Origin of the sequence: Neptuniibacter sp. QD29_5 (genome assembly GCF_047778125.1) — a bacterium.
Taxonomy (GTDB): domain Bacteria; phylum Pseudomonadota; class Gammaproteobacteria; order Pseudomonadales; family Balneatricaceae; genus Neptuniibacter.
The window spans coordinates 2,381,807-2,408,411 of sequence record NZ_CP180556.1 but is presented as its reverse complement, the minus strand read 5'-3'; the positions used below and the strand labels follow the sequence as shown (position 1 = coordinate 2,408,411).

29 protein-coding genes are annotated in these 26,605 nt (G+C 43.5%); 20 read left to right on the top strand and 9 right to left on the bottom strand.

The genetic code is table 11. The annotated features are described in order from the left end of the window. Nucleotides 1-147: 147 nt before the first annotated feature. The 7 genes from ACMXYR_RS11410 to ACMXYR_RS11380 all read left to right on the top strand — a co-directional run bounded on the left by ACMXYR_RS11410 (nucleotide 148) and on the right by ACMXYR_RS11380 (nucleotide 7,036). Nucleotides 148-1,665: a cobyric acid synthase gene (locus ACMXYR_RS11410; RefSeq protein WP_415901679.1), complete on the top strand. Its 1,518-nt coding sequence runs from the start codon at nucleotides 148-150 to the stop codon at nucleotides 1,663-1,665. Then, complete coding sequence (gene cbiB, locus ACMXYR_RS11405; RefSeq protein ID WP_415901678.1) at nucleotides 1,662-2,621, top strand: adenosylcobinamide-phosphate synthase CbiB; 960 nt, start codon at nucleotides 1,662-1,664, stop codon at nucleotides 2,619-2,621. The genes ACMXYR_RS11410 and cbiB overlap by 4 nt, the downstream gene beginning before the upstream one ends. Continuing rightward, nucleotides 2,618-3,739 carry a threonine-phosphate decarboxylase gene (locus ACMXYR_RS11400; protein ID WP_415901677.1) on the top strand — a complete coding sequence of 374 codons (1,122 nt, stop codon included), beginning with the start codon at nucleotides 2,618-2,620 and terminating at the stop codon, nucleotides 3,737-3,739. The genes cbiB and ACMXYR_RS11400 overlap by 4 nt, the downstream gene beginning before the upstream one ends. 58 nt (nucleotides 3,740-3,797) lie before the next feature. Continuing rightward, nucleotides 3,798-4,964 carry a sirohydrochlorin chelatase gene (locus ACMXYR_RS11395; RefSeq protein ID WP_415901676.1) on the top strand — a complete coding sequence of 389 codons (1,167 nt, stop codon included), beginning with the start codon at nucleotides 3,798-3,800 and terminating at the stop codon, nucleotides 4,962-4,964. A 339-nt stretch (nucleotides 4,965-5,303) separates the two neighbouring features. Next, entirely contained in the window at nucleotides 5,304-5,708 is a 405-nt protein-coding gene (locus ACMXYR_RS11390) for a hypothetical protein (protein ID WP_415901675.1), read from the top strand. A 74-nt stretch (nucleotides 5,709-5,782) separates the two neighbouring features. After that, a complete protein-coding gene (locus ACMXYR_RS11385) occupies nucleotides 5,783-6,487 on the top strand; it encodes a hypothetical protein (protein WP_415901674.1) in 705 nt (234 codons plus the stop codon). A 150-nt stretch (nucleotides 6,488-6,637) separates the two neighbouring features. After that, entirely contained in the window at nucleotides 6,638-7,036 is a 399-nt protein-coding gene (locus tag ACMXYR_RS11380; protein ID WP_415901673.1) for a hypothetical protein, read from the top strand. Between the two features lie 273 nt (nucleotides 7,037-7,309). On the opposite strand, the gene ACMXYR_RS11375 is transcribed toward ACMXYR_RS11380, so the two are convergent. From ACMXYR_RS11375 to ACMXYR_RS11365, 3 genes are read right to left on the bottom strand one after another with little or no spacing between them, the layout of a single operon-like run. Beyond that, nucleotides 7,310-7,507, bottom strand: a complete 198-nt coding sequence (locus ACMXYR_RS11375) for a tautomerase family protein (protein ID WP_415901672.1) — start codon at nucleotides 7,505-7,507, stop codon at nucleotides 7,310-7,312. A 54-nt stretch (nucleotides 7,508-7,561) separates the two neighbouring features. After that, nucleotides 7,562-7,957: a nuclear transport factor 2 family protein gene (locus ACMXYR_RS11370; protein ID WP_415901671.1), complete on the bottom strand. Its 396-nt coding sequence runs from the start codon at nucleotides 7,955-7,957 to the stop codon at nucleotides 7,562-7,564. Then, nucleotides 7,947-8,552, bottom strand: coding sequence for a glutathione S-transferase family protein (locus ACMXYR_RS11365; protein ID WP_415901670.1), 606 nt, complete (start codon nucleotides 8,550-8,552; stop codon nucleotides 7,947-7,949). Before ACMXYR_RS11365 ends, ACMXYR_RS11370 begins: the two co-directional genes overlap by 11 nt. Nucleotides 8,553-8,663: 111 nt before the next feature. On the opposite strand from ACMXYR_RS11365, the gene ACMXYR_RS11360 reads away from it, so the two are divergent. Beyond that, nucleotides 8,664-9,548: a LysR family transcriptional regulator gene (locus ACMXYR_RS11360; protein ID WP_415901669.1), complete on the top strand. Its 885-nt coding sequence runs from the start codon at nucleotides 8,664-8,666 to the stop codon at nucleotides 9,546-9,548. A 232-nt stretch (nucleotides 9,549-9,780) separates the two neighbouring features. Beyond that, the gene (locus ACMXYR_RS11355; protein WP_415901668.1) at nucleotides 9,781-10,551 is read left to right on the top strand and encodes a substrate-binding periplasmic protein; all 771 of its coding nucleotides are present in this window, start codon (nucleotides 9,781-9,783) and stop codon (nucleotides 10,549-10,551) included. A gap of 64 nt (nucleotides 10,552-10,615) precedes the next feature. On the opposite strand, the gene ACMXYR_RS11350 is transcribed toward ACMXYR_RS11355, so the two are convergent. Then, the gene (locus ACMXYR_RS11350) at nucleotides 10,616-11,446 is read right to left on the bottom strand and encodes an HDOD domain-containing protein (RefSeq protein WP_415901667.1); all 831 of its coding nucleotides are present in this window, start codon (nucleotides 11,444-11,446) and stop codon (nucleotides 10,616-10,618) included. 23 nt (nucleotides 11,447-11,469) lie between these two features. Further along, a complete protein-coding gene (locus ACMXYR_RS11345; RefSeq protein WP_415901666.1) occupies nucleotides 11,470-12,693 on the bottom strand; it encodes an EAL domain-containing protein in 1,224 nt (407 codons plus the stop codon). Nucleotides 12,694-13,149: 456 nt separating this feature from the next. On the opposite strand from ACMXYR_RS11345, the gene ACMXYR_RS11340 reads away from it, so the two are divergent. Both ACMXYR_RS11340 and ACMXYR_RS11335 read left to right on the top strand, forming a co-directional pair. Continuing rightward, nucleotides 13,150-14,262: an ABC transporter substrate-binding protein gene (locus ACMXYR_RS11340; RefSeq protein ID WP_415901665.1), complete on the top strand. Its 1,113-nt coding sequence runs from the start codon at nucleotides 13,150-13,152 to the stop codon at nucleotides 14,260-14,262. Between the two features lie 107 nt (nucleotides 14,263-14,369). Next, nucleotides 14,370-14,942 carry a YdeI/OmpD-associated family protein gene (locus ACMXYR_RS11335; protein ID WP_415901664.1) on the top strand — a complete coding sequence of 191 codons (573 nt, stop codon included), beginning with the start codon at nucleotides 14,370-14,372 and terminating at the stop codon, nucleotides 14,940-14,942. 130 nt (nucleotides 14,943-15,072) lie between these two features. On the opposite strand, the gene ACMXYR_RS11330 is transcribed toward ACMXYR_RS11335, so the two are convergent. Next, nucleotides 15,073-16,767 carry a methyl-accepting chemotaxis protein gene (locus ACMXYR_RS11330; protein WP_415901663.1) on the bottom strand — a complete coding sequence of 565 codons (1,695 nt, stop codon included), beginning with the start codon at nucleotides 16,765-16,767 and terminating at the stop codon, nucleotides 15,073-15,075. Between the two features lie 573 nt (nucleotides 16,768-17,340). Here ACMXYR_RS11330 and ACMXYR_RS11325 point away from each other — a divergent pair. The 5 genes from ACMXYR_RS11325 to ACMXYR_RS11305 all read left to right on the top strand — a co-directional run bounded on the left by ACMXYR_RS11325 (nucleotide 17,341) and on the right by ACMXYR_RS11305 (nucleotide 21,126). Continuing rightward, nucleotides 17,341-17,586: a DUF2164 domain-containing protein gene (locus ACMXYR_RS11325; protein WP_415901662.1), complete on the top strand. Its 246-nt coding sequence runs from the start codon at nucleotides 17,341-17,343 to the stop codon at nucleotides 17,584-17,586. Between the two features lie 58 nt (nucleotides 17,587-17,644). Then, the gene (locus ACMXYR_RS11320; RefSeq protein WP_415901661.1) at nucleotides 17,645-18,406 is read left to right on the top strand and encodes a substrate-binding periplasmic protein; all 762 of its coding nucleotides are present in this window, start codon (nucleotides 17,645-17,647) and stop codon (nucleotides 18,404-18,406) included. 261 nt (nucleotides 18,407-18,667) lie between these two features. Then, nucleotides 18,668-19,849: an acetyl-CoA C-acyltransferase family protein gene (locus ACMXYR_RS11315; protein WP_415901660.1), complete on the top strand. Its 1,182-nt coding sequence runs from the start codon at nucleotides 18,668-18,670 to the stop codon at nucleotides 19,847-19,849. Between the two features lie 219 nt (nucleotides 19,850-20,068). After that, nucleotides 20,069-20,650: an NAD(P)H-dependent oxidoreductase gene (locus ACMXYR_RS11310; protein ID WP_415901659.1), complete on the top strand. Its 582-nt coding sequence runs from the start codon at nucleotides 20,069-20,071 to the stop codon at nucleotides 20,648-20,650. Nucleotides 20,651-20,691: 41 nt separating this feature from the next. Beyond that, nucleotides 20,692-21,126 (top strand): DUF6010 family protein, encoded by a 435-nt coding sequence (locus ACMXYR_RS11305; protein ID WP_415901658.1) that lies wholly within the window; start codon nucleotides 20,692-20,694, stop codon nucleotides 21,124-21,126. A 16-nt stretch (nucleotides 21,127-21,142) separates the two neighbouring features. On the opposite strand, the gene ACMXYR_RS11300 is transcribed toward ACMXYR_RS11305, so the two are convergent. After that, a complete protein-coding gene (locus ACMXYR_RS11300) occupies nucleotides 21,143-21,820 on the bottom strand; it encodes an FMN-dependent NADH-azoreductase (RefSeq protein ID WP_415901657.1) in 678 nt (225 codons plus the stop codon). Between the two features lie 116 nt (nucleotides 21,821-21,936). Between ACMXYR_RS11300 and ACMXYR_RS11295 the strand changes: the two genes are divergently transcribed. Both ACMXYR_RS11295 and ACMXYR_RS11290 read left to right on the top strand, forming a co-directional pair. Next, on the top strand, nucleotides 21,937-22,785 hold the full coding sequence (locus ACMXYR_RS11295; RefSeq protein WP_415901656.1) for a LysR family transcriptional regulator: 849 nt from the start codon (nucleotides 21,937-21,939) through the stop codon (nucleotides 22,783-22,785). Between the two features lie 130 nt (nucleotides 22,786-22,915). Beyond that, nucleotides 22,916-23,728 carry a fatty acid desaturase gene (locus ACMXYR_RS11290; RefSeq protein ID WP_415901655.1) on the top strand — a complete coding sequence of 271 codons (813 nt, stop codon included), beginning with the start codon at nucleotides 22,916-22,918 and terminating at the stop codon, nucleotides 23,726-23,728. Between the two features lie 176 nt (nucleotides 23,729-23,904). Here ACMXYR_RS11290 and ACMXYR_RS11285 read toward each other — a convergent pair whose 3' ends face one another. After that, nucleotides 23,905-24,081, bottom strand: coding sequence for a CCGSCS motif protein (locus ACMXYR_RS11285; protein ID WP_415885307.1), 177 nt, complete (start codon nucleotides 24,079-24,081; stop codon nucleotides 23,905-23,907). 128 nt (nucleotides 24,082-24,209) lie between these two features. Here ACMXYR_RS11285 and ACMXYR_RS11280 point away from each other — a divergent pair, with 128 nt between their 5' ends. Further along, the gene (locus tag ACMXYR_RS11280) at nucleotides 24,210-24,839 is read left to right on the top strand and encodes a pyridoxamine 5'-phosphate oxidase family protein (protein WP_415901654.1); all 630 of its coding nucleotides are present in this window, start codon (nucleotides 24,210-24,212) and stop codon (nucleotides 24,837-24,839) included. A 162-nt stretch (nucleotides 24,840-25,001) separates the two neighbouring features. After that, nucleotides 25,002-25,421, top strand: a complete 420-nt coding sequence (locus tag ACMXYR_RS11275) for a cytochrome b562 (RefSeq protein ID WP_415883910.1) — start codon at nucleotides 25,002-25,004, stop codon at nucleotides 25,419-25,421. A gap of 75 nt (nucleotides 25,422-25,496) precedes the next feature. On the opposite strand, the gene nrtS is transcribed toward ACMXYR_RS11275, so the two are convergent. After that, nucleotides 25,497-26,582, bottom strand: a complete 1,086-nt coding sequence (gene nrtS / locus ACMXYR_RS11270; protein ID WP_415901653.1) for a nitrate/nitrite transporter NrtS — start codon at nucleotides 26,580-26,582, stop codon at nucleotides 25,497-25,499. Between the last annotated feature and the right edge of the window lie 23 nt (nucleotides 26,583-26,605).

The window sequence follows — 26,605 nt, the reverse complement described above, 5'->3', positions numbered from 1 at the left end:
TAGTGGCTAGTTTCTAGAAGATTTGAGCAAGATTTAACTTAAGAGCATTTGAACACGATTTATGACTAAGTTGTTTTATAAAACAAATTTACCAGCCTGCGGTTTTTTCTCGCCACTAGCCACTAGTGACTTAAAACTGGTGTTCAAATGAGCACCTTTAAAAATCCGCACACCCTAATGGTTCAAGGCACCACGTCTGACGCCGGTAAAAGCATCGTCGTTACTGCTCTGTGCCGTATTCTTGCTCGGCATAAAGTCTCTGTTGCGCCGTTCAAACCACAGAATATGGCGCTTAATAGTGCGGTAACTGCTGAGGGCGGTGAGATCGGTCGTGCTCAGGCGGTGCAGGCTGAGGCTTGTTATCTACCGGCATCGGTAGAGATGAATCCTGTGCTGTTAAAACCGAACAGTGATATTGGCGCACAGGTGATTCTTAACGGTAAAGCCATCGGCAATATGAAGGCGACCGAGTACCACGCGTTTAAACCAAAGCTGCTCACCGAAGTGGTGAAAAGCCACACCCAGCTGCAACAGAAATACAGCGCCGTTATTGTTGAAGGGGCGGGTAGTCCTGCTGAGATCAATCTGCGTGAGCATGATATCGCAAATATGGGCTTTGCCGAGGCGGTTGATTGCCCGGTGATTATTGTCGCAGATATCGATCGCGGTGGTGTGTTTGCTCATCTGTTGGGGACTTATGAACTGCTGTCTGATTCCGAAAAAGCTCGCGTTAAAGGTTTTGTAATTAACCGTTTCCGTGGTGATGTTAGCCTGCTGCAATCGGGGTTGGATTGGCTGGAAGCACAAACCGGCGTACCTGTTTTGTGTGTGATTCCTTACGTAATGAATCTGCATATCGAAGCGGAAGATGCGGTTAATCAGCAGCAAAAGAGCAACGGTGAGCAGCAACTTAAAGTGGTTGTACCTATCTATCCTCGCGCGAGTAACCATACCGACTTCGATGTACTGCGAATGCATCCGCAGGTGGATTGCGAGTTTATCCGCGATCCCCAGCAGTTTACGGGTGCTGACCTTATCGTTCTGCCGGGCAGTAAGAATGTCCGTGGTGACCTTAACTGGTTAAAGGAGAACGGCTGGGACAAAGTGGTTCAGCGTCATCTGCGCTTTGGCGGCAAGCTGATCGGTATCTGTGGTGGTTATCAAATGCTAGGGGAGTGGATTCACGACCCAGAGCAGATCGAGTCCACTGCCGGTTCTAGCGAAGCGTTGGGCATCCTGCCAATGGAAACCACGCTAACTGGCAATAAAATGCTGCGTAATGTTAAGGGTGTGCTTTGTGGTACTGATACACCGGTGACGGGTTACGAGATCCATGCTGGTATTAGCAGTGGCGAAGCGCTCGATAACCCACTATTTGAGTTGGATGTTGATGGGGTTATCCACACCGACGGTGTGCGCGATCCAAGTGATCAGGTGCTTGGCACTTATCTACATGGTGTTTTTGATCAACCAGAACTACTGCAAGCGTGGCTCGATTGGGCTGGTTTGGATCAGCAGAATAGCTTTGATTACCCAGCGTACCGTGAAGCGCAGATCAACCGTCTAGCAGATGAAGTCGAAGCGGTTATGCCATTAGACAAGATACTTAGCCTGCTTGAGTTAGAAGCAGATGGCTTAGATGAAAAGGCTGGGGAACCTGCATGAGCATTGCTTTAAGTTTATTAATCGCGCTGCTGTTAGATTACTTCCTCAAAGAGCCTAAGCGATTCCATCCGCTGGTGGGCTTTGGCAATTTCGCCATAGCGATAGAGAAGAGATTAAATCAGGGGACTGCGGCCACAAACAGACAGAAGCGTTCCGGTATTATTGCTTGGTTATTGGCTGTTATACCGTTATCTTGCGTCGCGCTAATTATTGATCTGTTGTTGTCAGGTTCGGCGGTTTTTTCTGCGGTAGTGGGCGGAGTAGTGCTGTACTTAGCGATCGGTTGGCAGAGCTTACTCAGTCATGCTTTAGCCATTGCTAAACCGCTTAATCAAGGAGATCTGGATAGAGCTCGAACCGCTGTAGGGATGATAGTTAGCCGCGATACCTCTGAGCTAGATGAAAAAGCCGTAGCCTCTGCTGCAACTGAATCGGTGCTAGAGAACGGAGCCGATGCGATTTTTGCTGCAATCTTCTGGTTCTGCCTTTTAGGTATTCCTGGGGTGGTGCTCTATCGCTTGAGTAATACATTGGATGCCATGTGGGGTTACAAAAACGAACGTTTCCTACATTTTGGTTGGTGTGCGGCGCGTATCGATGATCTGCTGAATTTTATCCCTGCACGCCTAACTGCCCTAAGTTATGCACTGGTCGGCGAAACCAAGATCGCATTGGATAGCTGGAAGCAGCAAGCACCGACATGGAAGAGCCCAAATGCTGGCCCTGTGATGGCCGCAGGTGCTGGAGCGATTAATGTCTCACTAGGTGGTGCCGCGATCTATCATGGTGAAGTACAGCAGCGTCCACCACTCGGCCCTGTCGAAGGTGATCAACCTTCGGCAAAGAGTATTGAGGATGCCTGTGGTTTGGTAAACCGTGTACTGATGCTGTGGGGTATCGGCCTTTATGTAACACTGGCATTAGCGGTGGCGATTACCTCAGGGGTGAGCTCTTGAGTGATCTGATTCACGGTGGCGATCTGATCTCTGCATCTGCGCAATACGGTATTCCGGTCGAGGAGTGGTTGGATCTATCCACAGGGATTAACCCTGTGCCTTACTCTGTACCTGAGATAAGCGAACACTGGTTTCAGCAGCTGCCTTATCAATCAGCAGAATTTAAAGAGGCGGTTAAAAGCTACTATGGCGCTGAAGGCGTAGCGGCTAATGGCACCCAACAGATCATTGAGTTGTTGCCATCAGTGCTACCGGAACTGCCGATCCTGCTACCCGATTGTGGTTACCAAGAACATCGCTATAGTTGGCAACAGCAGGAGCGAGAGCTTAATTATTATCCTGCAACTGATCAGGAAGCTGCTGAAAAACGTATTCTACAGCAGCTAAATTCAGGTTCTGCAATGCACCTGTTACTGATCAATCCGAACAATCCAACAGGACTTAAATTTAGCCCAGAGCAGATCTATCACTGGGCAGAGCAGATGCAGCAGGGCGCCTATCTTATTGTGGATGAAGCCTTTATTGATCTAAGCCCTGAACAGAGTGTTTTAAGTGATTATGATCGGTTTGAGCAGCTAGGTAATATCCTAGTACTGAGGTCATTCGGTAAGTTCTTTGGCTTAGCCGGTATTCGTTTGGGTTTTGCCTTTGCTAATCAACAGATACTGCAACAGTTACAAACGGAACTAGGCCCTTGGGCGGTAAATGGTCCGGCCCAAGCTGTTGCCATAGCTGCGCTAAACGATGCCAAATGGCAGGCTGAGGCTAGGCAGCAAATTAGCCAGAATGCGCAAGCAGCCTTAGAGCTTTGGCAGCCCTTGTTGACCAAATTAGAGTTTAGAAAAATAGATGCAGAGCTTTTATCGTTTGATGGCCTGTTTTTAACGGCTAAATTGGATACACAAAAAGCGAAGCATATTTACCAATTTTTAGCCGAGCAGGGCATACTGATCCGCCTTGTTCTGGATGAAGAATTCAACTGTGATTTATCAGGCGATAAAGCGCAGAGTGATAGCAAAAACTGTTTGCTGCGCAGTGGGTTAGTTGATGCCCAAAATGCAGACCAGTGTCAGAAATTAAAACGGGTTATAAGTGAGTTATTACTTACACTGGAATGATCTATAAACGGGCTCATATTTGCTTAAAAAGTCCGTACAATAACAATGTGTTTTACGAATGATTGGAGAAAGCCCTGTGCCTAAAAAAGGTATTATGGTGTGTGGTCACGGTAGCCGTGACAAAGATGCAGAAAGAGAGTTTGGCCGTGTTGCGGAAGGGTTAAAAAAACGCTTCCCTGATATGCCGGTAGAGTATGGTTTCTTAGAGTTTTCTGCACCGAATATTCATATGGGGCTTAACTCCCTACTAGAGCAAGGTGTAGAAGATATTTACGCCGTGCCGGGTATGCTGTTTGCGGCAACCCACGCTAAAAACGATATCCCTTCTGTACTGACTACTTACGCTGAAAAGAACGAAGGCGTAAGCGTTCACTACGGTAAAGAGCTAGGCCTTCACCCTGCGATGATCGAAGCCTTTCAGGCGCGTATCTACGAATCTCTAGGTTTAGACCCAGAAAACCCACCAGAGAATCTTTACGACACTATGCTGGTGGTTGTTGGCCGTGGTACATCGGATACCGAAGCCAATGCCGAAGCGGCAAAACTAACCCGTATCGTAAACGAGAACATGGGTTTTGGTTGGGCTGATACAGTTTACTCTGGCGTAACTTACCCATCGGTTGGCGTAGGTCTTGAGCGTCTTATGAAGCTTGGCTTCAAAAAGATCGTGGTGGCACCTTACTTCCTATTCACAGGTCGTTTGATCAAACGTATCTTCGGTTATGTGGATAAAGTGGCAGAAGAAAACCAAGCGATCGAATTTATCAAAACGCCATACCTAAACGATCACGACAAAGTGATCGATGCGTTTGAGATCCGTGTGCGTGAAATTCTGGATGACCTTCCACAAGGTGATGAAACCCTAATGGAATCCTTCCAGCGTCGTTTGGCTGCAGGTGAGGTTGATGTTCACCACCACCATGCTGAATTCAACCCAGATGCTGAGCATGGCCACGACCATGATCATAGCCACGATCATTCACATGGCCATCACGACCATGATCACTCTCATGGGCATTCACATAGCCATGAACACGGCCATTCTCACGAGCACGGCCACTCCCACGGTGTGTATAAGCATATCGGTCACCCACTAGGCCCTCGCACTATGATTGGCGAAGGCATCTGCTGCTGCTTTATGTCTCAGTTTCCAGAAGAGATTCTGGAAGAGGAGAAAGCGAAGGTGGGGCTTTGTAAGGCTGAGGATGCTTTGGCTCACAAGTGAGCTAGTGGCTAGGACGCTGCTTCGCAGCTAGAGAACGCTCCGCTTTTAGGACGCGACTGCGTCGCTAGAGAAAAAGATTTTAAAACCGGCTTTGTGCCGGTTTTTTTGTGGGCGGGGTTTTAGACTGTCTTACCAGCGAAGGCTGGTATCTACTGAAGGATAAGGATTTAGATCAAAGGATAATTAGATAGGGGGGGAACTGTAGTTTTTTGCACTGGGAATGGTTGTAGGGGGTGGGATACTGGATGGAGATAAAAGTAAATATATAGATGGATGTTTAGCGTGGGTAGGTACACGGACCATGTATATATAAATTTAATAAATCGCAAGGAGCATAAAATGGACCCACAGGTAACAGCTGCTTTAAGTATGCTAGAAGCGGTCCTCGCTTCGGGTGATGAGGAACAAATCAGCCAGCAAATTCTTGAAATGAGAGCTACAGGGATATTTTCTCCTGAAATGTACGAGCATCTGAATAATTTGAATGAGCCTAGCGATCAACTAAAAGCAATTATTGATGCTATTAGAATGGAAGAGCTCGTAAAGCAAGGTGTAACTTCTAAGGAGATAGCTGCTATGGAAGTTCTTAGTAAAATGACCTATGAAGAGCAACTGAATACTCTCAAAACTGCTTTAGATCAGAAAGAAAAAACTTCATCAACAGTTGTAAAAAATTCTGGTGCTAATTTACTAATTCTAGTTCTACTAGGTTTTCTTGTTTACTTAATAAACAAGCTCTTCTAGTGAAAATTTATAACAAGTAAAGCCATCCGACGCCTTCGGCCGGCTACTTTAGTCGTTAGTTTACAAGGAAAGTTATGAGTATTAATCAAAATATACTAGATAATTATAAGGTGAAATGGGCTGGCCTTATGGATAATCTATCTGAGCTAGATACTTCAAAATATACCAACCCATTTCTAATCACTTTTGATGAAGATTTACTAAGTAAAGCTGAACTTAAAGTTATGATCTTTGGGCAAGAAACAAAAGGGTGGGGGGATCGTTTTGGAATCCTTACCAATCCCGAACATACCGTGGCAATGTATGAAAAGTTTTTTTGTCAAAAGAACTTCTATAAAGGCTACGGTAAAAGCTCATTTTGGAAAGCATTTCGATTTTTCGAAAAACAATTGGGAAAAGCTTATCCAGACAAATCCATTTACCTTAGCTGGAATAATATCAATAAGGTAGGGCGTTCAAGAGGTAAGACAGGAGTAAGCAAAGAAGCACGTGTAATAGAACGTGATAAATTCTCAGTGATTGCTTATGAGGTTCAGGCTTTTAAACCAGATATCGTAATCTTTCTAACTGGCCCAAATAGAGATGCTGATATTAAGCATCATTTTGAAGATGCCTCTTTTGAAGCGGCGCATAGTCTTGTGACCAAACGGGCAATGGCTCAGGTTAAATCAACAACTCTGCCTGTAAGGACAATTAGAATGTATCATCCTTCATATTTTGGTGGTTTTAATAAAATCCGGGGGCAAGCAGTAGATGCCATAGTAAGGCTCGGAAATTAAAGTGGGGAAGAACCATTCGAAATGGTGGAATATTCGGGCGAAAGCCCTTGCTCAACCCGTTGAGAACTTAATAAGGCAACCAAGACTGATTTAAACTTCAGCTCCGATTAGTATGTTTATTTCTGGCCGTTAAGAATACAGGGAAAATATATGGAAACTATTGATGTATTAAAAGTCGCTTTGAATCCTACAGGCTATCTCATCGACAAAGTGATGAAAAAGAATATTGAGACTTTCGGTGAATCATCAGAAAAATCCAACATTCAGAAGCTTAAGGAAGATGCGATACGAGAAGAAATAAAAGCAACTGTATTACAAAACCAAGCGAAGGTAGAACAGGAATTGGCAATCGCAAGAAGAATTGATAGCGCTGAAGAGGTAGAAATAGAGGAATACTATGATGTCTCTGGTAACGGTAGCGTGGGTCTGAAGGCTGATGAGGTTAGCGCTAGCGTCTCTCTTGGGGTAAACGGTGAAGGCCGTAAGGTGACTAAGAGAGTCATCAAATTCAAGGGCTGCAAACCCATAGAGCAACGTATTAAAAATTAAAAACGCAAAACAACGGGGTCAGAGCCCTTTTTCTTGTTTGCTTTACACCTAGTTGGGTGTGATATGGGTATGATATGGTTTTGTGATCATTTTATCGGTTCAGGGAAGAAGCGATGCCAAGAAAACCACGATTCTATTTGCCGGGTATTCCGGTTCATCTTGTATAGGACAATTGGGGTCAGAGTAAAATTAAACTCTGTTTATCAGCGCCTTCCTAAATAATAAAACCGGCTATAAGCCGGTTTTATTGTGGTTGGATCCTAAAGAACCCATCTATCTCTTTCTTCTCTCTGTGACAGACTCGTAGCCTACACCCCAGTTATCTGTATTTACTTCGTCGATTACAACAAAGGTAGAGTTAGGGTCTTTGTTCAGGACTTCTTGTAGTAGCTTTGTCGTGCCTACGATCAGGGCCTTTTTCTCGGCTTGGCTTACGCCTTCATCGGTAATTTTGATATTCACGTATGGCATTTTCGATACTCTTGGTGGTTAGTTGCTGGTCAGAATATTCTCTGTTTAAGTGCTTTATACGGCAGCTACGTTGGTTGTTTGGGCGATGTCCGTATATATCTTATTCACGATCAACCAGCGGCCTTGTTCTTTCAGTAAACCTAAAAAATCGATATAGAAATAATCGAATAACGGGCATTCCAGTTTGACCATCGCTTGGTCGTGGATGATCTCAATGGAAAGCACCTTAAAGTTAAATGGCTGGCCAAGTGACTCAGGGGTTGCACGGGTTTCGACATCTTGCAGCCAGCGCTCTAGAGAGCGGAAGTTACCTGGGCTTTTCAGCATGGCCGTTGGGTGAAAGATCGCTTTTAGTTGGCTGCTATTGCCCTGATATAAACCGGTAAAATAGCTGTTGATGATGGACTGAATCATGGTGAAGTCATCATCTATTGCAGAGTTAGTTGTCATTTTCGGTCTCCATTAGCAGGGCTTGCTTAAAGGTCGGTCTTTCAATAACGCTGTTTAGCATGGCTGTTGTGCGTGAACCCAGCTTGATCTCAACGGGAAAATACTCATCCCAACGTGAATAAACGGCCAGCATAATATCAGCCGCGGATACGGATTCTCCGCCGAGGTATTCGCGACTTTCTAGTTGAGCTTCTATTGATTCCCATAGGGTATTGATGGCGTTAGCGGCGGCGTTTAAGGCTTTATCCTTCTCAGGCCCTTCGCTCATATTTTGGGAGATAAAGAACAGTCTGCTGTAGGCGGGATGCATTGTCGCATTGGCAAACATAATGTCCTGAATTGCTTTTTGCTGATCATTTTCGTCTTGAGGAAACAGCTGATTGGCTTTGGAGCGCAATAGGTAAAGCATGATGGCTGCACCTTCCTTCAGGGTTTTACCTTCATCGATTAGCACGGGGACGTTACCCACAGGGTTAATAGTTGAGAAATCATCAACCTTAATTTTGTTAATCAGGGTGACAGGCTCATCTAGTTCTAACAAAACAGTCAGCGTTGCGAGTGAGCAGGCGTTGGGCAGGTAATACAAGGTGTACATAGGGTTCTCCTGATTAGGTCAGATCGTAAAAGACAGAATCAGAATAAATGCCTTGCTAGGTTTCATATATATCTACAATATGAACGTACTGTTCACATATTGGAAACTGGTATGGATAAACTTAGGGCAATGTCGCTGTTCATTCGTTTAGCTGAGCGGGGGAGCTTTACTGAAGTCGCAGAAGAGCTTGGCTTGTCTAAGTCGATGGTGAGTAAGGAGGTCAGTAGGCTAGAGACTGAAATCGGCGCGCGGTTAATTCACCGATCTACCCGATCGTTACAGTTAACTACGATTGGCGAGGGTTACCTGCGCCATTGTCACGAGATTTTAGAGCGCATTGATGACGCTGAAAGCTTTGTCCAAGGGGCGCAAGATTTACCCCGCGGGAAGTTAAAAATTAATGCGCCCATGGCTTTAGGCATCTCACATCTAAGCCAAGTTTTCTCTGACTTTATGCGTGAATACCCTGAAATTGAGTTGGATATTCATCTTGATGATGCCCCCGTCGATCTGATTGAAAATGGTTTCGATCTTGGCTTCAGAGCCGCAAGCCGTGCGTTTGATTCCGGTTATGTTGGTAAGCCGCTAATGGAATTTAGCTACAAGCTGTGTGCATCTGAAGGCTACTTGAAAGAACACGGCCCGATTGCGACGGTTGAAGAGCTGTCGGAGCATAACTGTTTTATCTATAGCTATTTCAGAGGTCAGGATATTTGGCCGCTTGGTGAGGGCGTAAAGGTCGGTGGCAATCTACGCGTGAACAGCACGCCCTTTATGCTTGATGTCGTGAAAGACGGCTTAGGTATCGGTTTTATTCCTGACTTTATTGCTGGCAATGCAATTCGCCAACGGCAGGTTGTAGAGCTGCTAAGTAATGTAGAAAGACCACGTTTGACCCTATACGCCATGTATCCTGCGAGGCGACTGACCCCTCCCAAAATTAAGTTATGTATTAGCTATTTAGAGCGGTGGTTTGAGGAAAACTGGGCAGGATAAATCAGAACAGAGTATGGGATATTGCCTGAAAGGCAGCTTATTGATCAGTTATGGCTTTTATCAAGCGGGACAAAAACTAACCCACACTAAGTTATCGTCTATCCTGAAACTAAGTGTTTGTTGCTAAAGCGGATTCAATAGCTCTTAGGGAAGGATCGCCAATAATCTACTGAATGTACTGCTTCGCGACATCACCAACCATACAGTTTATACCGCTAGTTTAGGGTTAGTTATGCTTTTCAAAAAATATGCAGTCTTATGTCTATTCTTGCTTTTCTCGGCTAATGCCATCTCGGATAAGTTAACGATCAGTGTTCAGGATTTCCCGCCATTTACCACGGTTGAGCAAGGCAGAGTAACAGGAGCTTTTGCAGAAATTGTAGAGAAAATTTCGATTCATGCTGAGATTGAAATAGAGATCCTTCTACATCCGAATCGGAGATCTAAGGCCCTCTTAAAGGAAGGCTACGTTAATGCCAACTTTCCTCTTGGCTGGAACGAGGACAGAGATAAATGGTTATATTGGTCGTTGCCGTTGATGAGTACTGAATATGGCTTCTTTACCCGCATTAATGAGGGTAAAGAATACAATTCCATAGAGTCATTTTCGGGCCTGAAGGTGGGTGTTTTTGGGCCTTCAAATACCTCTTATTCATTGGAACGATTAAGTGAAAAGCTTGAGGAAAAGGGCCTCGAACCAATTCATGTGAAGATGCTACCCAATAGTAACGGTCAGAATCTAAAGAAGATGGTGGCTAATAGAATTGATGCTGTTTACTTGAATAGAGATTTGGGTGAGTACCAAATTAAAGCATTAGAAATTGATGGGGCTGAGTATTCATTAGGTGTTGAGCAGATCAATTATTACATAGGGTTCTCAAAGGAGAATACGAGTAAAGAGTTAGTGGATAAGCTAAATGGCAGTATTCGCTACTTAAAAGAGAAAGGCGAAATTAGCACGATTTTAAGTACCTATAATATTAGGGCTGCACATGAAAATTGATTCTAAGCTGACCCCTCTAATCCAAATTGTTGCAAAAGAAATTTGACCCCACCTTAAAGGATGACTAACTCGAAAGATAAACCCCAATCAGAGATTTCTTCTCTTCAGTGACCGCTTCCTGCATCTCTAACAGAGCTTCTTCTGTAATCGGGTTTTCCACATACTGATTGCAAAGTTCTAGCGCATCATTGATCTTTCCCTCGTCAGCAAAGGCCATCGCGTTCGCCATATAGACGCAGAGTACAGTCGGTTCTGGCGGATTAGTTTGATCCAGTTCGTGATGTTGTTTTACCGCGGTAGATAGAAGCTCGGGTAGGTTCCAGGAGCTGAGAAGCTCTGCACCGGCATCTGTATGATCAAATCCGATAAGATCCTGTTCCTGTTGTGGCATCTGGTTTGGCCAGATCTTTTGTATCTCTTCTAGCTGATCATTACAGGCTTGGGCGATAACGAGTTTACCGACATCGTGCAGCAGACCTGCGATAAATAGCTCTTCTTGTTCCTTTAGGTTTGCCCAGTGTTTACCGAGAGTTTTAGCAGCAATGGCTACATGTAGGCTGTAGTCCCAGAATTCGTTGATTGGAAAGCCTGTAGCTCGAACATCTTCAAACTGTTTCACCACGCTGGAGCCGAGAACAAGGTTTTGAAAGTCCTTTAGGCCGACCAGTGATATCGCATGGGAGATGGTGGAAATCTGACTTGGGAAGCCATAGAAGGAGCTGTTCACAATTGCTAGCAGTTTGGTGGCGATACCCGCATCCAGTTTTATGATTTCTGCTAACTCATTATTGGTTGTTGTTGGTTGATCGATCTTTACTGTGATCTTTTGATAGATCGCTGGTAGAGAGATCACTGATTTACAACGTAGAATCGCTTTATTCAGATGTTTGTTCATAGGTCATATTCAGCCTTATTTAGTTAGCGCTCGAGCTGTTTCTGAATTAAGGCAATAAATTCATTTTTAGGAACAGGTTTTGAGTAGTAATAACCTTGCCCAAAATTGCAGTTGAAGGCCTGTAGCATGGTTTGATCTTTTTCCTCTTCAACCCCTTCTGCGATGGTGCTCATCTCCAAAGATTCAGCCAAAGTACACAGCGTACGAACAATGGCTTTACTGGTTGGGTTTTCGGCCATAGTGGAGACAAACGAGCGGTCGATCTTGATGCTGTCGATTGGGAAGCGGTGAAGGTAGCTGAAACTGGAATACCCGGTGCCGAAGTCATCCAGTGCGATCTTACAGCCGAAACGTTTGAAATATGTCAGTACCTGCGAGATGCGCAGTGGATCTGACATCAACAGAGTTTCGGTAATCTCAATCTTAAAGTTAGCGAGTTCTATATCGTTATCCAAGAGATGATCGGTTAGTGCTTCAACTTGTGCATCGGTCTCTATTTGTCGACTAGAGAGGTTTACGCTAACAAAGAAGGGGTGATCTTTATCAGCAAGCTGGTTAAATTCCTTAACTGCTTGGTGAGCCTCGGAGAAGATCCAGTGGCCGATAGGTTCAATCAGGCCGGTTTCTTCTGCTAGGGCGATAAACTGAATAGGTGGAACTAGACCGCGATCGGGATCTTGCCAACGGATAAGCGCTTCACAGCCAAGGATTAAACCTGTTTGTAGATCGACAATAGGTTGGTAGAACAGGCGAAGTTCATTGTTATCTAAGGCTTCGCGGAGGCGTTGCTCTTCAGTAACGCGGCGAACAGCCATCTCGGTTTGTTCTTTGAGACGGTCGTTTTCTAATTTTGGTTTTACTTCGATGCTGTCAATTGAGCCGCCTGCAGAGACCGTATCAAAATGGCCTTTCATCTCTCGATAACGCTGTAGAACGATCTGCATCAGCAAGTTTACGGTTGGATCTGCTGTGCCAATTAAGCGATGAATGTACTCTTTGGGAATAACGATTAGTTCGGCGTCACTTAACACAGTAGCCGTTGCTGTGCGTACGCCATCATCGATCAGAGCCATCTCCCCGAGAATATCGCCGTGTTGTGCGATGGCAAAGCGAAGATCACGATCTTTAATTTTTGTAGAAACACCAACTAAACCACTATCTACAATATAGGCGCGGTCACCGGCTTCGCCTTCCTGAAATATCACAGCGCCAGCGGGTAGCTGAATTCGATAACCTTCAGTTTCCACAACGGGTTCCTCTCTGGTCATGTATTTAAAGGCACAGTGCTTCTTAGAAGTTTAGCTATTTAATTGCCAAACAATAGGGCAGAGCAGAATTTTTGTGATTTTGAGCTGAAGTATTTCGTAACCCTATAGAAACGGTAATCCGTATCTTTTGGAGGAGGGGCATAATATTTGTAGCGTAATTTGGGGCTAACTCCTAAAACTCTTCATCTAAAATATTTTGACAGTTTTCAGGTCGCTCACAATACTTAACATTAAATGTGGCCGTATTACTGATATGGGTAATTGTAAAGGACTCACAAAATAGAAAGGTATGAACTCGGCATTTCAATCTTGTCTATCTAGCTCCCAATTTAAGTCCATACGCCCTTAGGGCTCCCATCCCGAAAATAATTACTTTCTCGCTGGTTAGCCCTCACCATTTCACAGTGAAGTGATTCATTTTATATGAGGCACGACATGTTCCAGCTACCACGTAAATTCAGCTTAATTTTCTTGCTCTTATCATTTATCACGGGTGCCCCTGCAGCTTATGCTGATACGTTTAAAGTTGGATACTTTATTTCGCGAACGGCAGATGACATGTTTTATGGGCCCGTCGTTGGTTTTATGCAGGCTGCTGCAAATGATCTTGGTGTCGAATTACACATAATAGAAGCCAATGATGACCATTTATTAGGTCATGAGAAGGTGAGGGAGCTACTGTTCCCAACTCCTCAACTCGATGCAATTATTGCGATTAGCGTTAAAGAAAGTGGTGCAAGAATTCTTAAACTCTCTGAACCTGTAGGTGTGCCTGTGTTTATCGAAAATTCGGCAATTTTAGATAAGGCTATAGGATCGCCTAGACAGCATTTCCAGCATTATATTGGTGAAATGCTTCCCGATGATGAAATGGCTGGCTATGAATTAGCTAAATACTTGATACAACGTAGCCGTAAATCTTCTGAAAATAGTGCGGTGAATATGGTTGCGATTAGTGGCCCTTATGGTACCTCAGCCAGTATTCAACGAGAGCGAGGCTTACAACGAGCAATTGAAGAGTTTTCGCAAACAAATTTGCTCCAAATTGTGAGAGCTAACTGGGAAAGAGATCGTTCACGTAAAACGTTTAAAAAGCTTATCCAGCGTTACCCCAGTATAGATGCGGTGTGGACGGCAAGTGATGGTATGGCTTTAGGCGTGTTTGATGCATTAACAACGCTTGCCCCCCAATATAGGAAAAACATTATCGTGGGTGGTGTTGATTGGTCTAGAGAAGGCGTAGAGGGTGTCGATTTGAATCAAATTCAAGCCACTGCTGGAGGCCACTTTATGGAGGGAGCTTGGGCGTTGATAGTTGTTTATGATTTTTTGAACGGCCATGACTTTATGGATAGTGAAGGGCTTAAGATGAAAACAAATATGAGCTTGATCACGAAAGAAAACTTTATCGATTATGCGCCACTTATTGATAGGAATAATTGGAAGAAAATTAACTTTAAGTCGTTTTCTAAAACTTATAACCCAGTAGTAACGCATTACAATTTTGAGCTTAAATCAGTACTAGATGCACTTGATTTAGACCCCTAATATTCTAACTAAAGTAGCTCATTTCAGTGGGTAGGCTCTATTTCCTTCTATCGTGAAACTCCGTAAGATCCTGACTTTCAAAACCCTGCATCGTTTGAGCTTCGCCTATGACCGAACCTGATCCAACGAAAATTAAATCTTTTGCTACCGCTGAAGAGTTGGGGCAATGGTTGCAACATAACCATGCAGCTAAAACTGAGCTGTGGGTAAAGATCTTCAAGAAGAAATGCGCTATTCCCAGTGTGACTTGGGATGACGTGGTAGTCGAATCACTATGCTGGGGGTGGATCGATGGCATAAAGAAGTCGATTGATGAACAAGCTTACCTGCAACGGATCACCCCAAGGAAAGCGAAAAGTGTTTGGTCAAAACGAAACAGAGATCACGCCGAGCGTCTGATTAGTGAAGGCCGCATGACTGAGTCGGGGATGGTCCAGGTTAATGCGGCTAAAACTGATGGTCGTTGGGAAAATGCTTATACCGCCAGTGAAATGGAAGTGCCTGAGGATTTCATTAAATCACTTGATGATAACCCAGAGGCGAAAGCGTTTTACGAAACGCTGACTAAATCGAGACGTTATGTCATAGCCCATGGTTTGGGTAGCGCTAAAAAGCCTGATACTCGCCAACGTCGATTTGATAAGTATATGGATGCGCTTACTCGTGGAGAGTATCCATAATTATTATTGCCGAGAAAATTCTTGAATTGTTGGGTTACGCTTCGCTAACTCAACTAACACTCTATGCAGCCACTAGCTAAAAGCCAGATAACTTCATAAAAGAGTTTATCTGGCTTTAGCCTTAGGTTGCTTAAGCCCTTAGTTCGGATACTAAGTGGTTTAGTTGTAGTAGCTCGTTGCTCACTTCTTTGTTGATATGAGAGGTCTGGTTGGCACTGTCATTGGTGCTGCTAGCGTAAAGGGTAATACTTGAGAGGCTAGCGTGGATCTCTTTGACTACCGCTGACTGTTCTTCAGCCGCTGCTGCAATCTGAGTATTCATTGCTGCCATACCTTCTACTGCTGCCGATGCTTCTTCTAGTTCAGCAGCCGTATGATTGGCCTGCTGGATACAGTGATCTGCGTTTTCTTGGCCTTTTTGCATTACAGAGATAGCACTATTGGTTGCTGATTGAAGGTTTTCTAACAGCTCTTGAATATCTTCTGTGGAGGATTGAGTACGTTGAGAAAGAGAGCGTACTTCATCAGCTACGACCGCAAAGCCACGTCCAGATTCGCCTGCACGTGCAGCTTCAATCGCGGCGTTAAGAGCAAGCAGATTGGTTTGTTCTGCAATTCCGCGGATATCATCCAATACTTCACTGATGCGGTTAGTTTCAGAAGCAAGTGAAGTCAGTTGAATAGATGCGCTTTCGACATTGCTATTAAGCTGTTCGATTGCTTGCTGGTTTTGCTTAGCGATTCCAGAGCCAGATTGGACCTTTTCTAGTACATCGCGGCCGAGTTCTGCTGCATGATCAGTCGACTGCGCAATTTCAGTAATACTGCCCGACATCTGTTCTGCTGCTGTGGCGGTTTGTTCTGTTTCACGTTTTTGTTGTTCGACTTGGTCACGAGTAGTATCCATTAGAACAATGGATTGTTCTGATCGTTGCACTAGTTGAGTCGACGTAGAGCGGATGGTGCTAACCATGTTGCCGAGTTTCTCCATCAAGCGGTTAAACGCAGCAGCTGCTTCAGCTGTTTCGTCTTGACCTGTTACAGGTAGACGCACAGTCAGGTCACCATCCCCATCAGAGATCTCTTGCAGGCGATCACGCATATTGCTTACAGGGCCAGTAATGGTTCGGGAGATAAGCAAGGCTAGGGATACGCCTAAAATTAGAGCTGCCACAAAGATAATCATGATCAGCTTTTGTGCTTTAAGCTCATCGTGCTCGGCACGCTGTGTGGCTTCAAGCGTGAAGGCTTGAATCTGATCAAGCGCATCAATCAGTTCATGATCAATTTTATCTTCGAGTTCAATAATATGGTCGGCTGAAGAAATAGCAGATGCCGCGTATCCATCTTTGACCTTTTGGAATAACGATAGAGCTAACTCGTCGTATTCGGCGTGGTTTTTATCTATGTCCAAAATGGTTGTCAGTAAGGATTCAAATTGCTCTTTGGCTTCTGCGCTATGCGCTTTGGTAATCGCATGCTCAAGCAGCTCTTCTAGTTGCTTAAACTCCTGATCAACTTTGTCTGCCAAAGAGTGGAATGCTTTTGTTGTTGTCAGTATCTCTTGTGAACGATCGTCACCGTACTTTATTGCGGTTGCGTAAGAGAGGCTGCGTTCAAAAAGAATGGCTTGCTCTAGTTGATGCTGAGCCACTTTTGAAAGCATATTGGTTATAGGTAGGTCTTCTTCTGCTACTTCGATTAGCTCAATACCAATTTTGTTCATCTGGTAAGTTGCAACACCACCAAGGATGAGAATAAGTAATAAGTTTATCCCTGCTAGCAGGGCTATCCGAGAAGAAATTTTGAGTGAGCTTAGCAACATCTAAATGCGCTCCCATTCTTAATTATGCACTTGTGATTTTTTGTGAATTTATAATTTCTATAAACCTTGTTTTTTGAATGGATTTTCAAGGCTAAGTCATTACAAAATATAGGTTTATTTGTTTTTTAGTGTTTTTGAATATAACAGAATAATTGTTTCAAAATATGTATATTTACAAAGAAATCAATATTTTTTGTTAGTTTTTTAGCTATTGGTCATGATGAGCTTAGAGGTGCACAAATAAAGTGCATGTACCTAGTTTTTTTCTGTGTGATTGCTCAAGTTTGATGCTGGAAATTTTCATGGCTGGAGAACGTTTTAGATGTTGTTCTGCTGCTCCAATACACTTGGGGTACATCGTTTATAGCAGCTAGAAGCCTAGTATCATCGTTTTCAGTTAGTTTGGTCATTCTGCTAATGGCAAAAGTCACTCAGTGGGAATGTTTTTGTGCATTTGCGTTATTAATCTTCGCAACAGGTTAATATGGCGGGATCAATATATTGATTCTTATTGCCCTTGGATGGATTAAGATTGTTGATCTCAGTTGTTGTTAGTCAGAAAGCCAAGGACTTATGAAAGATATAAAGCTATCTCAAGATCAAACAGATCGCATGGTGAGTAAGATTAAGCGGTATTTTGCTGATGAACTGGATCAGGATATAGGTAGTTTTGAAGCAGAGTTTTTGATCGATTTCTTTGCTAAAGAGATTGGGCCTCATTTTTATAATCAGGCTTTAGCTGATGCAAGCCGGATATTTGTGGAAAAAGCTGAAGATGCGAGTTACTTAGTTCAGGAACTTGAGAAACCCAGCATTTAATTAACACTTAGACAAGTTCTATATATTGTGTCGTTTAGATTAGGTCTAAAATGAAAGTATGAAATACGTATTCATTTTCTTTTCTCTTTTATTGTTCCTTCAGGGCTTCGCTAGAGCTGAGAACTCGTTAGTAAAAGAGCAAAAACTTCTATCTGCTGAGAGCCACGAGCCAATTATTATCAGGACCATTGGCTTTCCTCCTTATGGTATTGAAGGTCCGTCGAGCACGGGCGGTATCTACTATGAGATGGCAAATATATTGGTCGAAAAGGCTGGCTATTATCCTGAAAACTCAGTTGCGCCTTATAGCCGAATAATTAGGGAATTAAAGTCGGGTAAGGCTGATATGACTATCATGTTCAAATATGAAGAGTTAAAAGAATATGTCATATATGTAGCTCCTTTACCTGCTCTTCAGACTGTGGTTATTGGGTTGAAGGGAACAACGTTTGAATCTGTGCATAGCTTGAAAGGCAAGGAAATTGCCTATCTACGAGGGGCAAAGTTCAGTACCCAAATTGATAACGACCCTGAAATTAGAAAGTACAGCACAGTCGATTTTGCTCAGGGTGTAAAGATGCTCAAAAGGGGGAGAGTTGATGGCATTATAGGGCCAATCGATCCCATTTTGAGTGCTGCGAAGCAATTGAATGAAGATAGAAATTTGTTTGGCGATCCCTTAGTTGTTAATGAAAATACACCATGGGTGCAAATCTCAAAAAAGAGTAGAGATAAACTGTCTATCGAAAAGTTAAACGAAGCATTTAAAGAACTTCAATCTGAAGATGTATTAAACGCTCTTAGGCGCAATTATCTGTAAATACAGATTAAGTCTTTTTATTCATATCTTTTGAATGTCTGTTTTGTGGTTAGCCAAATAATACTGGCTAACCATTAGTCATTAGCCCCCCCTATACCTATGGTTGATTGTTTTTTATTCACAACACGGTGATATTGTATTTATTCGATTTGCCTAAATGAGCTGTTGCTCACTTATTCAAAAAGATGGGACAACGATAAGCCGGTAGTTAATTTCTGCGTGAAGTTACGGGCGATATAACAATATGGGGAATGATCAATCATGACTAAAGAAGTTGTAGTTCTTAGTGCGGTACGTTCAGCAATCGGTGCATTCGGCGGAAGCCTAAGTACTATGGAGCCGGCTGAGCTGGCAGGTCAGGTAATGAAGGAAGCGGTTAATCGTTCAGGTGCTGACCCAGAGAAAATTAACTACGTGACTGTAGGTAACTGTATCCCTACAGAATCTCGCTACGCTTATGTTGCACGTGTTGCTGCGATTCAGGCAGGCCTGCCGATGGAATCTGTAGCGATGTCGGTTAACCGTCTATGTTCTTCTGGTTTGCAGGGTATTGTAACCACTGCTCAGCAGATCATGCTAGGTGATTGCGATTACGGTATCGGTGGTGGTGTTGAGGTGATGTCTCGCGGTGCTTATCTTTCCACAGCGATGCGTTCTGGTGCTCGCATGGGTGAAACCACAATGCTGGATTCTATGGTATCTGTACTGACCGATCCATTTGGTGCAGGTCACATGGGTATTACTGCTGAGAACTTGGCAGAGAAGTGGGATATCAGCCGTGAAGATCAAGATGAGCTAGCTGCTGAATCTCAACGTCGTGCGGCTGTTGCAATTGAAGAAGGTCGTTTTAAGTCTCAGATCGTACCTATCGTGCAGAAGACACGTAAAGGCGAAGTTGTTTTCGATACTGATGAGCACGGTAAGCCAGGTACTACTGCTGAAAAACTGGCAGGCATGCGCCCTGCATTTAAGAAAGACGGTACAGTAACGGCGGGTAATGCATCGGGCATTAACGATGGTGCTGCATTCTTCGTACTAGCTTCTGCAGAAGCGGCTGAAGCTGCGGGTCAAAAGCCGATCGCTAAGATTAAGTCTTACGCAGTTGCGGGTGTATCTAACGAGATTATGGGTGAAGGCCCAATCCCTGCAACTAAACTAGCTTTGGAAAAAGCCGGTTTGAGCTTAGATGATATGGATGTGATCGAGTCTAACGAAGCCTTTGCAGCTCAGGCGATTGCGGTAGCTAAAGGTCTTGGTTTGGATATGCAGAAAACTAACCCGAATGGCGGTGCAATTGCATTAGGTCACCCTGTAGGTTGTTCTGGTGCATTCATTGCAACTAAGGCTATCTATGAGCTGGAGCGTATCGAAGGCAAGTACGCGCTGGTAACTATGTGTATTGGTGGCGGTCAGGGTATCGCAGTAATCTTTGAACGCGTTTAATCTTTGATTAAATAGCGAAACCTTACATTCGGTTGTATTACCGAATGTAAGGTTTTTTAATGCCTTCTTGGAAGTCACTATTCTCACCGAATATCTCTTTTCTTATTTCCCCTCTACCCGTCACTATTTCTAACGCTTTTCTTGTGCTTTAACGACTGTAAATAACATCCAGATCGCTCTAGGATTTGCGCATCGTTGTAATAAGTTAAGGAGAGTCACGTGAAGTGTTTGGTAGTCTTTACCCATCCTTTAAAGGATAGTTTGTGTCATCATTTTTGTGATGAAACGGTTAAACATTTAGCTGCAAAGGGCTATGATATTGCGCTACTCAACCTTTACGAATCGGGCTTTGAACCCGCGCTTAAAGAGGGCGAACGCCAGAGCTACTACGCTGATCAGTTTGATGACTCACGACTGAAAGCAGATATACAACAACTGCAAGAAGCCGAATCCCTCGTACTGATCTTTCCAACTTGGTGGTTTGGTTTTCCGGCAATGTTAAAAGGCTGGTTTGATCGGGTTTGGGCGCCGGGTTTCGCTTACGATCATGCCAAAGACCTTGGGGCTATTCAGCCGCGCTTGAATAAGCTTAAAGAGGTTAAAGTAGTTACCACTTTGGGATCTCCTTGGTGGGTCGATCTGTTCATCTTACGCCAGCCGGTTAAGAAGGTCCTCAAAATAGCTCTGTTAGGTGCGTGTACCAAAGGCTGTAAATTCCAGATGTTATCTTTTTATAAAAGTGAAAACCCATCTAAATCTCGGGTTGAAGCGTTTGTTAAAAAGATAAAGGCAAAGTTATAACCTAGCTTCCATATTAGAGCTTCGTTTAATGATGGGTGTTTATGGAGCATTTCGATACGATTCTGTGGCTACTATTCGGTTTAGCAGGCGGTGGACTCTTAATTAAGTTCGCAAAGGGTAGAGCAGAGCAAGAGCAGATTAATATCTTTGGTATAGCACTAGTTATTGCTGCGCTGATTTATATTGGTTTTGCTGTGCTCTATGGTGCGAGTTCGACGTGGTTAATGATCGAAACCGTTGGCGTGCTGGTATACGGCTGTTTCTATCTATTGTCCAAACGTTCTGGACTTCATTTCTTAGCGCTGGGTTGGCTGTTACATCCAGTTTGGGATGTAGGTTTACATTTAGTTGGAGCAGGAGGTCACTTCGCACCTGAGTGGTATGCTGTTATGTGTATTTCGTTTGATTTAGTTGTTGCTGTATATCTGTTCCTAAAAAGCGCCTTGTTTAAAGGCGCTGGTCGAAATCAGGTGTAACTATTTCGAAAAAACTCTAAGCTACAGCCGTTGAATAGGTTTCGGCTATGGACTGTGCAAGTTCGACTGATTTGAGTTGCGCTGCTTCTAGTGACGCTTTATGTCGTTGATCCGAGAACTCCTGATATTCACTGCTGATCTCATAGAACTCTTCTGCGCCTAGATAAGGGCTGAGCTGCTCTATATGAGGTGATAGATGGTTGAGATGAGCTCGCTCCTTACCTTTTGCAAAATCAAACTCCCCCCAAGATGTGCATAAGATTAGTTTTTTCCCACTGAGGATAGGTTCAAGTGGATAATCACCCCTAGCTAGATCGAATGAGAAAGTTTTATTTATGCGTATGATTTGATCAAACCATGCTTTCAATACCGCGGGCATACCGTAGTTATACATAGGTGATGAGAGCACAATGATATCTGCTTGTTCTATCTCCGCTATATATTGGTCGGATTGCGCGAGGGCTTTGTTCTGCTCAGCTGTAGGTGATTCGGAGAAACATGCTGCAATCCACTGTTCGTTGATAAATCCTGGTGGTTTCTTAGCTAAATCCCGATAAATAACATCACAATCAGGGATCATCTTTTTAAAAGTGGTTACCGCAAGATGGGCTATATAGCGTGAAATAGATTGATGTTTCTCGCCGTTTGGCTGCCAGCCACGTGCGCTGGCATCTAGATGTAGGATGGTTGGCATTTGGAGCTCCGTGATTTTTTATTTGGTTGATTTTCTCGCTCCAGTCGCTAGATTGACAAACGAATAGTTGCTGCTTATAAGTAAGTTTTATTCATCTATGGGTTCGGGTTTAGATCATGCTAGGTCAGCTGCCACCGTTAAATGCCATCAAAACCTTTGCCATTGCTGCGCAATATTTGAGCTTTAAACAAGCGGCTAAGGTATTGAATGTCACGCCCACTGCGGTGTCACATCAGATTCGAAGTTTAGAAGCACAGTTAAATGTAACGCTGTTTGAACGTAAGGTGCGGAGCATCGAGCTCACTCCTGAGGGGGAGAAGTTAGCTGAGACATCGCTCTCTGTACTGAATCAATTGCACATGTGTTTAGAGGAGATAAAAACACCGAGTAACAGGGTGACGATCTCTTGCTGTACCTCATTTGCGAGCTTATGGCTGGCTCCACGCCTTACCGAATTTAATTTGAGATACCCTGATATTGAGGTAGAAATTTGCGCTAGCAATACGCTGGTGGAGCTTGAGCATGATCGGAGAATAGATATAGCAATACGTTATGGTTTGGAGAGTGATGATCCCGAAGAAAAGCTGTTAGCTCAAGAACAGTTGTCTTGTTATGCCAGACCGGATTTCTTAGATCAATTGGAAGAGAATCCCAACCTATTTGTTACGGAGTGGGAAGATGATGTTCTCGCCAATATCACATGGCGACCCTATTTCGATGATTTAACTTATACCGCTCGTAGCTTTAATCAGGAGCAGTTTGCATTACAAGCAGCGCTTGCAGGGCAAGGGTATGCGCTGATGAGTGATGTGCTGGTTGAAAGTACCTGTCAGCGAGGCTGGTTAGTGGAGGATAAGGGGATGCCACGGCTTACAGGTTATAACTATTCTTACCGAGCATCGCCTTTCACTGGGGATACCCACCAAGTACGTATCTTTGCTCAGTGGTTAGAAGAACAGTTTTGACTAAATAGTTGGATAGTTACTTAGATCAATAACTGTGCTTTTTCCGCTGCGTTGTTAGTATTTCTTATATACAGCCAACGCCGTTTCCTTTATGTTTGTCAGCCAATTTTTGTTCGGTGCGATATCTCTCATGAAAGATGGTGGTTTACTCGGGTTTAGGTATAAAGAAGACTGTTTGCCAGTGTTGATTATCTTGAGCCTTACTGTAGTTGATTTTGTACTTTACTTTACAGTGAGTGACCCTGTTGTACTGACGCTTTATTATCTATTGATGATCATTCCAAAAGGAGTGATCTGTGCGTGGAATCATCACCACCAGCATCTTTTCACTTTTAGAAATAACTTTCTAAATCGCGTATTAGAATTTGTTTATGCTTTGCATACTGGGGTAACGACGCATTTATGGCGTTTGCACCATGTCCTAGGCCATCACCTTAACTTCCTTGATCAAGAGAAAGATGAAAGTCGTTGGAAGCGTAAAGATGGTAAGCAGATGGGGGCTATTGAGTACACATTAAATGTTGCTTTAACGGCCTATAGTCGCGGTTACCAGGTGGGCAAAAAGCACCCTAAGCAGCTGTCTACCTTTTTAACCTATACAGCAATTACCTTCGCAATCGTTGCTGTATTGGTTTGGTTTAATCCTGTTGCAGGGTTGCTGTTGTTTGTATTGCCTATGATTACAAGCTTGCTGTTTACCTCCTATGTGACTTATGAACATCACTCTGGTTTAGATACAGAGAATGAGTTTGAAGCTTCCTATAATAATTTGAATCCACTGTTTAACCGCTTGACTGGTAACCTTGGTTACCATACCGCTCACCATCACAAGCAGGGGGTTCACTGGTCAAGGCTACCGGAACTGCATGCTAAGATTGAGCATCAAATTCCAGAACACCTTTATCGTAAATCGATCTTAACTCGCGTGTTGTTGGGAGGCTGAGGTAAAGCAAGGTTTACAGCGCTGCTACCTGTATACAAATCCCTCTTGTTTAGGTTAGAGGGCAATAGCATCGTCCTTGTAATTGTGATTTTTTGCTCAGTGACCTTAGAAGCAGTATGTCACTGAGTAGGCTGTAACCTCGGCTAAGGGGACCGAGGTTACAGGTTATCATAGTGTTAAGAGCATGATCCGCAGCATACGCCTGGTTGACCGTGTTTACCTTTCTTCTCATTCGATTCTTTACTGTTACCATCTCCTTTTGCTGCTACTTCTACAGCGGATGCTTCTTTTGTTGTTGCAGTTTCAGCAACGTCTTTATCTTTCTTGAACAAGCTTTTTAGTAGAGAAGACATAGGAATACCTTTATATAATATTAGATGTATTTATTTTACATGTTATGATCCCATAGTATTCTAGTCAACTATCAAGATGCAGATGAGCGGTTTATCTTGTTTGAATCAGATATTAAGGGGAGGGAATTATGGAATTAGAACAGATCGATTCGGTAGAAAAACTTAGAGAGTTATATGGTCTTCCGATGGAGCTAGTGATTAAAAAGCAAAAGACTCAGCTCGATAAATTTAGTCAGAAATTCATAGAGTTATCGCCTTTTATGTTGCTGGCTACATCGGATAATCAAGGCAATATGGATTGCTCGCCGAGGGGAGATCATGCTGGTTTTATTCAAATTTGGGATGACAGTACGATTATTCTCCCAGATCGCCCCGGCAACAATCGCTTAGATAGCTTAAGTAATATTATTCAGAACCCTCATGTTGGACTTTTGGTGTTAGTGCCGGGGTTCAGTGAATGTCTTCGAGTTAATGGCACGGCCAAAATTATTACGAATGCTTCTGTTTTAGAGCGCTGTGAGTATCAAGGTAAGTTGCCGAAATCCGCTATCGTTATCTCTATCAAAGAGATCTACTTTCACTGCGCTAAAGCGATTACGCGTTCTAAATTATGGGAGCCAGAATCGATAGTTGATCGGAATATCATGCCAAGCTTGGGTAAGATTCTAATGGCACAGATTGATCCGTCTAAATCAGCCGAAGAGGTAAAAAAGGTAGAGGAGATCATCGAAGATAGGGTTAAAAATACCTTGTACTAAACCAGATAATATTTGCATGGGCGCAGGATTTTTCTTATCCAATTCAAGCCCCACTATCTCTAAGCGTCTTTAACATGACTACGCTTTGATTCAGCCTAATCGTCAGATCTGATATATTACCTGCTCGGTAAATATCTTGATGTTATGTAGGTTGATTTTTTTATGAAGTTCTCTGCTTTTAAAACGTTATTTAGTTCTTTGTTAGTTGCTGTGATGTTCACAACAAGTGGGTATGTAAGTGCAGGTAACCCGCTAACTTTAAAACAGACTATGAAAGAGATGCGTCTGCAGTATAAAGAAGCGATGGTGAGTAGCTCGGCTGAGGGCTTTAACCAACGAATGGATATCTTCAAAGATCATCTGAAAAACGCGCAGGCTTATGACTTTTCACCTGAGCGCAAAGTGATCTCTCTTGAAGGTCTGAAAAAAGTAGAACAACTGGTAAATGGGATTCCAGTTGCGACGGCTGATAACCTAAAGCAGGTGCAGAAGCAGCTTGAAGCAGTGGATGAGCTACGTAAGGAATATCATAAGAAGGCGAAGCCAAGTAAGTGGGAGTTGTTCCTTAGCATCTTCGACTAAGGCTGATTTTCTCCCCAATTTAATCTGACAGCCGCTAACTTCTATGTGCGCTGTCAGATTAAGTTATCTTTCAATCTAAGCGATCTTGAGCTTAGATGACATCGTCGAACTCAGATCCACCATCGATGCCCCAAACGTAATATTGGCTGCTGAGCCATCAATTGCTTTTTGCGCATCGCCTATTACCGCTTCAAATTGTTGAGAGATCTCCTGGAAGTTTTCTAGCTCTTCTGAGGTGCGTTCATTGATTGCTTGAATATGGCTGAACAACGTATCGATTTTAGATAGCGTTTCATCGGTTAAAGAAGACATGCCATTCTCTGTACCTGTACTCACGGTTTTTAATGAGTTATTTACTGTGCGCTCGATCAGTTCTAGTTGAGCTTTAAGACGGATCTCATGTTGTTTCAGGTTTTCTAGATTCTGATCGATATCCTGTGCATTTTCGCGCGAATGCTGTGCCAGCGCTTTTACTTCATCAGCTACTACGGCAAAGCCTTTACCTGCTTCTCCTGCTCGAGCTGCTTCAATAGCAGCATTCAGGGCAAGCAGGTTAGTTTGCTCTGAGGTGGTTGTAATTGCAGACGCCAGCGAGGAGATACCTTCAAAGGACGCTAAAAATTGCGCGATCTCATGTTTTAGCGATTGCGAGGCATTGGAAAATTGATGGATTTCGTTACCGAGTAGTGAGGTTTGATCCATCAGTTTTCCGAAATTAGATTGAATCCCCCCAAGGTCATTTTCACTCCCTTCTAGCGTTTGGCCGATACCGTTTAATTCTTTTATAGAGGAATTAATGCTGGTGGAGAGTGACTGTAAAAATGCGAGTCGCTCAGTGGAGGCTTTATTTACCTTGGTCGCGTTGCTTAGCACTTTTTGGGCAAAGTCGGTTAATGAGTTCAGTTCATTCCCAACTAAGTGTTGATGGTTTATTACCTCTGGGCAAGATTTTAGTTCTGGCCGACTACGGATGATTAACCAGCTGCTAAATAGCGATACCGAGAAGGGAACGCAGTAGGTCAGGCTCACTTTGAGCCAATTAACATAGTATCCAGCAAAGAATTGATCGCCCTGATTAATTAGGTTGAGTAGCGTGCCTACAACAATGGCAATGATGGATGATCTTATAAGGGTGGGTTTAACCCAGTTGTCATTATCCAAGAATCTATCCTCTTCGTTAATGT

What these genes read in the sequence shown, in the direction of transcription:
- ACMXYR_RS11410 (WP_415901679.1), top strand. Translation starts at nt 148, where the DNA reads ATGAGCACCTTTAAAAATCCGCACACCCTAATGGTTCAAGGCACCACG.
- cbiB (WP_415901678.1), top strand. Translation starts at nt 1,662, where the DNA reads ATGAGCATTGCTTTAAGTTTATTAATCGCGCTGCTGTTAGATTACTTC.
- ACMXYR_RS11395 (WP_415901676.1), top strand. Translation starts at nt 3,798, where the DNA reads ATGATTGGAGAAAGCCCTGTGCCTAAAAAAGGTATTATGGTGTGTGGT.
- ACMXYR_RS11390 (WP_415901675.1), top strand. Translation starts at nt 5,304, where the DNA reads ATGGACCCACAGGTAACAGCTGCTTTAAGTATGCTAGAAGCGGTCCTC.
- ACMXYR_RS11385 (WP_415901674.1), top strand. Translation starts at nt 5,783, where the DNA reads ATGAGTATTAATCAAAATATACTAGATAATTATAAGGTGAAATGGGCT.
- ACMXYR_RS11380 (WP_415901673.1), top strand. Translation starts at nt 6,638, where the DNA reads ATGGAAACTATTGATGTATTAAAAGTCGCTTTGAATCCTACAGGCTAT.
- ACMXYR_RS11375 (WP_415901672.1), bottom strand. Translation starts at nt 7,507, where the DNA reads ATGCCATACGTGAATATCAAAATTACCGATGAAGGCGTAAGCCAAGCC.
- ACMXYR_RS11370 (WP_415901671.1), bottom strand. Translation starts at nt 7,957, where the DNA reads ATGACAACTAACTCTGCAATAGATGATGACTTCACCATGATTCAGTCC.
- ACMXYR_RS11365 (WP_415901670.1), bottom strand. Translation starts at nt 8,552, where the DNA reads ATGTACACCTTGTATTACCTGCCCAACGCCTGCTCACTCGCAACGCTG.
- ACMXYR_RS11360 (WP_415901669.1), top strand. Translation starts at nt 8,664, where the DNA reads ATGGATAAACTTAGGGCAATGTCGCTGTTCATTCGTTTAGCTGAGCGG.
- ACMXYR_RS11355 (WP_415901668.1), top strand. Translation starts at nt 9,781, where the DNA reads ATGCTTTTCAAAAAATATGCAGTCTTATGTCTATTCTTGCTTTTCTCG.
- ACMXYR_RS11350 (WP_415901667.1), bottom strand. Translation starts at nt 11,446, where the DNA reads ATGAACAAACATCTGAATAAAGCGATTCTACGTTGTAAATCAGTGATC.
- ACMXYR_RS11340 (WP_415901665.1), top strand. Translation starts at nt 13,150, where the DNA reads ATGTTCCAGCTACCACGTAAATTCAGCTTAATTTTCTTGCTCTTATCA.
- ACMXYR_RS11335 (WP_415901664.1), top strand. Translation starts at nt 14,370, where the DNA reads ATGACCGAACCTGATCCAACGAAAATTAAATCTTTTGCTACCGCTGAA.
- ACMXYR_RS11330 (WP_415901663.1), bottom strand. Translation starts at nt 16,767, where the DNA reads ATGTTGCTAAGCTCACTCAAAATTTCTTCTCGGATAGCCCTGCTAGCA.
- ACMXYR_RS11325 (WP_415901662.1), top strand. Translation starts at nt 17,341, where the DNA reads ATGAAAGATATAAAGCTATCTCAAGATCAAACAGATCGCATGGTGAGT.
- ACMXYR_RS11320 (WP_415901661.1), top strand. Translation starts at nt 17,645, where the DNA reads ATGAAATACGTATTCATTTTCTTTTCTCTTTTATTGTTCCTTCAGGGC.
- ACMXYR_RS11315 (WP_415901660.1), top strand. Translation starts at nt 18,668, where the DNA reads ATGACTAAAGAAGTTGTAGTTCTTAGTGCGGTACGTTCAGCAATCGGT.
- ACMXYR_RS11305 (WP_415901658.1), top strand. Translation starts at nt 20,692, where the DNA reads ATGGAGCATTTCGATACGATTCTGTGGCTACTATTCGGTTTAGCAGGC.
- ACMXYR_RS11300 (WP_415901657.1), bottom strand. Translation starts at nt 21,820, where the DNA reads ATGCCAACCATCCTACATCTAGATGCCAGCGCACGTGGCTGGCAGCCA.
- ACMXYR_RS11295 (WP_415901656.1), top strand. Translation starts at nt 21,937, where the DNA reads ATGCTAGGTCAGCTGCCACCGTTAAATGCCATCAAAACCTTTGCCATT.
- ACMXYR_RS11290 (WP_415901655.1), top strand. Translation starts at nt 22,916, where the DNA reads ATGAAAGATGGTGGTTTACTCGGGTTTAGGTATAAAGAAGACTGTTTG.
- ACMXYR_RS11285 (WP_415885307.1), bottom strand. Translation starts at nt 24,081, where the DNA reads ATGTCTTCTCTACTAAAAAGCTTGTTCAAGAAAGATAAAGACGTTGCT.
- ACMXYR_RS11280 (WP_415901654.1), top strand. Translation starts at nt 24,210, where the DNA reads ATGGAATTAGAACAGATCGATTCGGTAGAAAAACTTAGAGAGTTATAT.
- ACMXYR_RS11275 (WP_415883910.1), top strand. Translation starts at nt 25,002, where the DNA reads ATGAAGTTCTCTGCTTTTAAAACGTTATTTAGTTCTTTGTTAGTTGCT.